Origin of the sequence: Alteromonas confluentis (genome assembly GCF_001757105.1) — a bacterium.
Lineage (GTDB): Bacteria > Pseudomonadota > Gammaproteobacteria > Enterobacterales > Alteromonadaceae > Alteromonas > Alteromonas confluentis.
Genome location: NZ_MDHN01000042.1, coordinates 1 through 1,642, shown reverse-complemented (window position 1 = coordinate 1,642; position 1,642 = coordinate 1). Strand labels below are relative to the sequence as shown.

2 rRNA genes are annotated in these 1,642 nt (G+C 47.3%); both read left to right on the top strand.

The annotated features are described in order from the left end of the window. Positions 1-299: 299 nt before the first annotated feature. A 5S ribosomal RNA gene (gene rrf / locus BFC18_RS20335) occupies positions 300-415 on the top strand. Positions 416-803: 388 nt separating this feature from the next. After that, positions 804-1,642, top strand: a 16S ribosomal RNA gene (locus BFC18_RS20330); the annotation flags it as partial.

Genomic DNA, 1,642 nt, shown 5'->3' with positions numbered 1-1,642 from the left:
GTTGCAAGGCATTAAGCTAACCTGTACTAATTGCCCGTGAGGCTTAACCATACAACGCCTAAATGGCTTTATCATTTAGAAGTTGATGGTCATGACTGACTAATTAAGAAGTTAGAGTAGCGTTACTTAAGATTGATGAAAATATCGTTTTCCAGAATTGTTAATTCATTGATGACTACATCAGTGAAATTAAGATTCAGCTTAAAAGTTTATAAAGGCTGATAGACATACTCCGGAGAGTACTGTTTGTCCTCCTTGCGCAAAAGCCGAGAAAAAGCATTCGGTTTTGCACGACTTTGCCTGACGGCAATAGCGACGTGGTCCCACCTGATCCCATTCCGAACTCAGAAGTGAAACGCGTTAGCGGCGATGGTAGTGTGGGGTTTCCCCATGTGAGAGTAGCACACCGTCAGGCTCCCAATTACGAAAAAGCCCGCTCATCTGAGCGGGCTTTTTGCGTTTATAAGTGAAAGCCTACGTTTTTGATTGTTGTGAGCAGCAGCTCCGGCCATCAACTAATCCAGGTGACCTTAGCATACTGGTGATGCAACGGGTTTCAGAGAACGGTCTTGTTATGAAAAAGGAATAAGACGACGATTTGAAAATTAATTCAAAAAACGTGTTGACTCTGAGATTAATAAGCGTAATATACGCATCCCGCTTCAGGGGAAACCACTGAAGCAGCTAAGCAAAGCTTTTAATAAGCACTTAGCATTGTTCTTTAAAAATGTATAACAAGACAATCTGTGTGGGCACTCGTTAAGAGTGTCAACCGACGATTCATAAAAGTTTTTCGATATATTTAATTGAAGAGTTTGATCATGGCTCAGATTGAACGCTGGCGGCAGGCCTAACACATGCAAGTCGAACGGTAGCAGGATGTGCTTGCACATCGCTGACGAGTGGCGGACGGGTGAGTAATGCTTGGGAACTTGCCTTTGCGAGGGGGATAACAGTTGGAAACGACTGCTAATACCGCATAATGTTTTCGAACCAAACGGGGCTTAGGCTCCGGCGCAAAGAGAGGCCCAAGTGAGATTAGCTAGTTGGTGAGGTAAAGGCTCACCAAGGCGACGATCTCTAGCTGTTCTGAGAGGAAGATCAGCCACACTGGGACTGAGACACGGCCCAGACTCCTACGGGAGGCAGCAGTGGGGAATATTGCACAATGGGGGAAACCCTGATGCAGCCATGCCGCGTGTGTGAAGAAGGCCTTCGGGTTGTAAAGCACTTTCAGTTGTGAGGAAAGGTTGGTAGTTAATACCTGCCAGCTGTGACGTTAACAACAGAAGAAGCACCGGCTAACTCCGTGCCAGCAGCCGCGGTAATACGGAGGGTGCGAGCGTTAATCGGAATTACTGGGCGTAAAGCGCACGCAGGCGGTTTGTTAAGCTAGATGTGAAAGCCCCGGGCTCAACCTGGGATGGTCATTTAGAACTGGCAGACTAGAGTCTTGGAGAGGGGAGTGGAATTCCAGGTGTAGCGGTGAAATGCGTAGATATCTGGAGGAACATCAGTGGCGAAGGCGACTCCCTGGCCAAAGACTGACGCTCATGTGCGAAAGTGTGGGTAGCGAACAGGATTAGATACCCTGGTAGTCCACACCGTAAACGCTGTCTACTAGCTGTGCGTGAATTTAATT